General features: G+C 71.7%; 5 protein-coding genes. 4 read left to right on the top strand and 1 reads right to left on the bottom strand.

Annotated elements, in window-relative coordinates; all coding sequences use genetic code 11:
• The first annotated feature begins 561 nt into the window (after positions 1–561).
• From ABZY57_RS31910 to ABZY57_RS31920, 3 genes are all read left to right on the top strand, one after another.
• A complete protein-coding gene (locus ABZY57_RS31910; RefSeq protein ID WP_356517902.1) occupies positions 562–1,215 on the top strand; it encodes a DNA alkylation repair protein in 654 nt (217 codons plus the stop codon).
• 55 nt (positions 1,216–1,270) lie between these two features.
• A complete protein-coding gene (locus ABZY57_RS31915) occupies positions 1,271–1,819 on the top strand; it encodes a GNAT family N-acetyltransferase (protein ID WP_356517894.1) in 549 nt (182 codons plus the stop codon).
• A gap of 76 nt (positions 1,820–1,895) precedes the next feature.
• Positions 1,896–2,336: an NUDIX domain-containing protein gene (locus tag ABZY57_RS31920; RefSeq protein WP_356517896.1), complete on the top strand. Its 441-nt coding sequence runs from the start codon at positions 1,896–1,898 to the stop codon at positions 2,334–2,336.
• Positions 2,337–2,525: 189 nt separating this feature from the next.
• Here the strand turns inward: ABZY57_RS31920 and ABZY57_RS31925 are convergent, their stop codons facing one another.
• Positions 2,526–3,182 (bottom strand): trypsin-like serine protease, encoded by a 657-nt coding sequence (locus ABZY57_RS31925; protein WP_356517898.1) that lies wholly within the window; start codon positions 3,180–3,182, stop codon positions 2,526–2,528.
• A 403-nt stretch (positions 3,183–3,585) separates the two neighbouring features.
• On the opposite strand from ABZY57_RS31925, the gene ABZY57_RS31930 reads away from it, so the two are divergent.
• Positions 3,586–4,671: an alpha/beta hydrolase gene (locus ABZY57_RS31930; protein WP_356517900.1), complete on the top strand. Its 1,086-nt coding sequence runs from the start codon at positions 3,586–3,588 to the stop codon at positions 4,669–4,671.
• Positions 4,672–4,745 lie beyond the last annotated feature (74 nt).

Genomic DNA, 4,745 nt, shown 5'->3' on the forward strand with positions numbered 1-4,745 from the left:
GCGCTCCCTGCGGTCGCGTCGCTTCGCGATGGCCTTCGGCCACCCTTGACGGACCGTCCCACCACGGAAAAACACAAGACTTCCGGGATCCCCCCGGGGAATGGCCAGGGGGAGGAGTGGGGAGGAGCGGCCCGGTCGGTCACGTGCGAGCGGCTTCCCGCCGGTGGTCATCCGTACCCGGCCCCGGCACGACCGGAGGCTCGGTCGGTACGGACGCGGGGGGCGGTCAGAGCATCCAGGGCCGGGTGTCTGGACACCCTTCACGTGACCGTCGACCGCCACCACGAGCGCAAGGGGGACGGGAAGCACCTCAGGGTCGGTGGGCGCGACAGATCGCTACACAGTCCCGCTCGGCTCGGCGGCTGACTACCGGCTGTGGCTGGTCATGCGCCGCACGCGGCCAGTTCCCCTCCCACTCGGCTCAGCGACTGCGGACCGGCCGCGGCTGATCGCGAGAAGCGGTTGGTCTGGGGAGGTATCCGGGACGGGTTCCCTCGTAGGGTTCATCCCGTGCGCGAGGGAGAGGAGTCCGTGGTGGCTGAGACGGTGGTGGCCGAGGTGATGGCCGAGCTGGCCGCGCTGGAGGACCCGAACACGCGTGCGGTGAACGAGAAGCACGGTGACGATCACGGGGTGAATCTCGGCAAACTGCGAGCGGTCGCGAAGCGGTTGAAGACGCAGCACGAACTGGCTTGCAGGCTCTGGGAGACGGGTGACACGGCCGCGAGGCTGCTGGCGATCCTGATCTGCCGCCCGAAGGCCTTCGGGCGGGACGAGTTGGACGCCATGCTGCGCGACGCGCGCAGGCCCAAGGTGCACGACTGGCTCGTGAACTACGTGGTGAGGAAGAGCCCGCACGCGGAAGAGCTGCGTCTCGCGTGGTTCGCCGATCCTGACCCCGTGGTCGCGAGTGCCGGGTGGGCGCTGACCACCGAGCGGGTGGCGAAGAAGCCCGCCGGTCTGGATCTCGCGGGACTCCTCGACGTCATCGAGGCGGAGATGAAGGGTGCCCCTGACCGTCTGCAGTGGGCGATGAACCACTGCCTGGCCCAGATCGGCATCGAGCACGCCGAGTACCGCGCCCGTGCGCTCGCCATCGGCGAGCGGCTGGAGGTACTGAAGGACTATCCGACACCCCCCGGCTGCACCTCTCCGTACGCGCCTATCTGGATCACCGAGCTGGTGCGTCGGAAGAACGACAGGACGGGGGCGTGATCGGCGGGCCGTAAAGCAGTGGACAGCCCTCATGCGCCGGGTGAGCATCTCCGCGATGAGCAATGAACTTCTCCCCAAACGCGTCCGCTTCGTCAAGCTCAACGCACAGGCCCTACGGGCCCTTGCCGACGGCGACCTCGCAGGTGGCAGCGCCGAGGCCGGCGTGGCCCTCGACGCGTACTTCGTGTCCGATCGTGCCCGCTGGATCTTCGGCTACCGCGCCGACCAGCTCACCAAGGACCCCTCCGCCGCGCCCTGGACCACCCGGGCCGCAGTGTCGGAGCCGGACGGCACAGTCATCGGCGACGCCGGGTTCCACGGCCCGCCGGACGAAGCGGGCGTGGTCGAGGTCGGCTACAGCGTCGTGTCCACCTACCGCCGCCAGGGCTACGCCCGCGCCCTGCTGACCGCCCTCCTGGCCAGGTCCGCCGAAGAACCCGACGTCAGAACCGTCCGGGCCACGATCCGATCCGACAACACCGCCTCCCTGGCCACCATCGCGGGCTTCGGCTTCACCTTCGTCGCCGTGCGGGGAAACGAGACCGACGGAATCAACCTCGTCTTCGAACGCCCGGCAAACCCACCCCAGACCCCCGCCCCCTGACCACCACCCCACCCCGCCCCCTCACCCCACCACCAAACCTCTCCCGCCCCCCGCACCCCCGTCGTACGCTGGTCTGATGCGAACTCCTCGGCAGGCCGCAAGAATCGTCGTCCTCAACCCCGCCGGATCCGTGTTCCTGTTCCGCGAGAACAACGTGGAAGTCGGCATCCACTGGCTGCCGCCCGGCGGTGGCATCGATCCCGGGGAGACGCCCGAGGAGTGCGTGCGACGGGAGTTGCGGGAAGAGACGGGGTGGACGGACCTGGAGCCGGAGCGGCTGCTCTGCACCTGGGAGCACGACTTCACCCACCAGGGCATCCCCGTACGCCAGTACGAGCACATCTACGTGACCACCGGCCCGCACCGCGATCCGGTACCGGAGTACCCCGAGGCCCACTGGCGGTGGCTGTCCCCGCAGAACCTCGCCACCCTCGGCGAACCGCTGTGGCCGCCGCGCCTCGCGCAGCTGCTCCACGAAGCCCCCGCCGAGCCGGTGCACTTGGGACTCCTCGCCTGAGCGCACGCCCGCCCGCACGCCCGCCCGGGAGGCCAGGGACCGCTGATCGGCGCGGCGTGGCCCCGGACATCTCCCTGGCGAACGCGCGCAGCTCGGCCCCCACCGTGGAGGGCGCGGATCACGGCGTGGCCGGTCAGTCCGTGCCGTGCGGCGAGGGCTTCGGCGAAGGGGCCGAGGTGCAGCACCGACTCACCGAGCGGCCCCTCCGCCCGTGCCACCGCCCGTGGCGGTCCCACCCGTGGCGGTCCCGCCCGTGGCCCGCGCGTACAGCTGCGCCGCGTAGTCGGCCAGGATCGTGCTCGTCGACACGTCGTCCGTGTCCCCGCCGGTCAGGATGCCGATGATCTTTCCGTCGGCGGCGATCCACGAGCTCCCGCTCGTGCCGCTGGGGAAGTCCGCGCAGTCGAAGCGCTGTTCCGTGGCGCTCAGCCGCACCGCGCGGGACAGGCAGGTGCGCGGGACCTTGCGGTCCGACGGGTAGCCCGTCACCGTGACCTGCTCGTCCGTGCGGCCCGTGGTGTCCAGGACGGCGGCGCCGGTGACGTCCTCGATGTTGCGGCCCGAGGCGTCGGGGGCCAGGCGGGCGAAGGCGAGGTCGTAGTCGTCGTTCGTCCCCTCCGACCAGCGCGGGTCCTCGAAGACCTCCGCGATCTTCCAGGTGCCGTACGGGGCCCGCCCGTCCGCGTACGCGGGTGCGAACGAGGCTCCGGCTCCGCCGGTCCGGCCGGCCTGCAGGCAGTGACCGGCGGTGACGATCAGGTTCCGCCCGGGGCTGTGGACGACGGTCGCCGTACAGAAGTGATCACCGGTCACATCGCCCTCGAACAGCGCCCCGACGTAGGCCACGGGCCCGCCCGGCGCGGGGGGCGACACGGACGGCCCGGGGGTCGGCGTGGAGGACGGCCCGCCGGACGACCTGGCCCGTTCCGATGATTGCGACTGCGACGGGCGGGCCGTAGAGGATGTCGCCGGAGGTGTCGCGTGCGCGTGCGCGCGGACCTTGCCGTCATCGGCCGGGACCACCTTCGTCATGGCCGCGGACGCACCCAGCGCCGCCATCCCACACAGCACCGCGGTCACCACGGCCCGCTTGTCCATCACAGACAACCCTCCCCAATTTGCTCCGGCGAAGCATGCCTTGCCCGCGGGGGCCCTCGCAAGGGGGGCCCGGCCCCCGCCCGTTGACACCACCTCCCCCACCCCTCACACTCCTCTGTATCCAGAGGAAACAGTTTACGGAGGACGCACAATGCTCGCCACCCTTGCCGCCGTCACCGCAACCACCGCCCTCGCCACCCCCGCGGCCGCCCTCCTCGCCCACCGCGCCCTGCGCCGCGCACAGGCCGTCGAGACCTTGCGGATCGAGTCCCCGCACGGCATCGACGAGCAGGGCTTCGTCCGCATCGGCGGCATCGACCAGTGGATCTCGGTGCGCGGCGAGGACCGGGCGAACCCGGTCGTCGTCGAGATCCACGGCGGCCCCGGCGCCGCCAACTCCATCTACACGGCCCGCACCCGCAGTTGGGAGCGGCACTTCACGATCGTCCGCTGGGACATGCGCGGCGCCGGCAAGACCTTCGGCCGCGGCGGCCCGCAGGGCCAGGGCGAGGCCACCTTCGAGCGGCTCTACGAGGACGCCCTGGAGGTCACCCGGTACGCCCGGGCCCTGCTGGGCGCCGAGCGGGTGGTGCTCCTGGCCAACTCCTACGGCAGCGTCTTCGGGCTGCGGCTGGCCCGCAACCACCCCGAGCTCTACTCCGCGTACGTGGGCACCGACCAGAACATCCACACCGGCGGCCGCGACACCTGCGCCCACGACGCCCTACGGGAGCGGCTGCGCGCCGCCGGGAAGGCGAAACGGCTCGCGCAGGTGGAGGCGATCGGAGCGGACCCGCACACGTGGACGCCGCAGGAGCGCGCGACGTACGCCAAGATCAGCGCGCAGAGCGATCCGCTGACGCTCGCCACGCTCAAGAAGGTGGTCCTGGGCTCGATGTGGCTGTCCCCGCTGCACTCGCTGCGCGATCTCCGGGACTTCTTCCAGGGGCAGTCCTTCTCGGAGCGGATCACCGAGGGGACGGCGGGGTTCGACGACCGGGCCGACGGCACGCGCTTCGCGATCCCGTTCTTCGTCTTCCAGGGCGCGCACGACGTCCTCACCCCGACGGCCGCCGCCCGGGCCTTCTTCGACGAGGTCGAGGCCCCGGTGAAGCGCTTCGCCCTCATCGAGGACTGCGGCCACTTCGCCTCGTTCGCCCGGCCGGAGTGCTTCCTTGACCTTCTCCTGACCCACGTCCGCCCGGCGGTCGTGGGCGAGCGGCACTCCGCCGTCTGACCACCCTCGGCCCACCCCGGCCCGGGCCCCCGGTCGGCCGTGCCGGCCGGGACGACCCCACGCACCCCCCCGCC

The sequence above is a fragment of the Streptomyces sp. NPDC006450 genome (assembly GCF_040612195.1).
GTDB lineage: Bacteria > Actinomycetota > Actinomycetes > Streptomycetales > Streptomycetaceae > Streptomyces.

Excerpts from the sequence above, each read along its gene's own strand:
- ABZY57_RS31915 (WP_356517894.1), top strand. The coding sequence starts at position 1,271 with ATGAGCAATGAACTTCTCCCCAAACGCGTCCGCTTCGTCAAGCTCAAC.
- ABZY57_RS31910 (WP_356517902.1), top strand. The coding sequence starts at position 562 with ATGGCCGAGCTGGCCGCGCTGGAGGACCCGAACACGCGTGCGGTGAAC.
- ABZY57_RS31930 (WP_356517900.1), top strand. The coding sequence starts at position 3,586 with ATGCTCGCCACCCTTGCCGCCGTCACCGCAACCACCGCCCTCGCCACC.
- ABZY57_RS31920 (WP_356517896.1), top strand. The coding sequence starts at position 1,896 with ATGCGAACTCCTCGGCAGGCCGCAAGAATCGTCGTCCTCAACCCCGCC.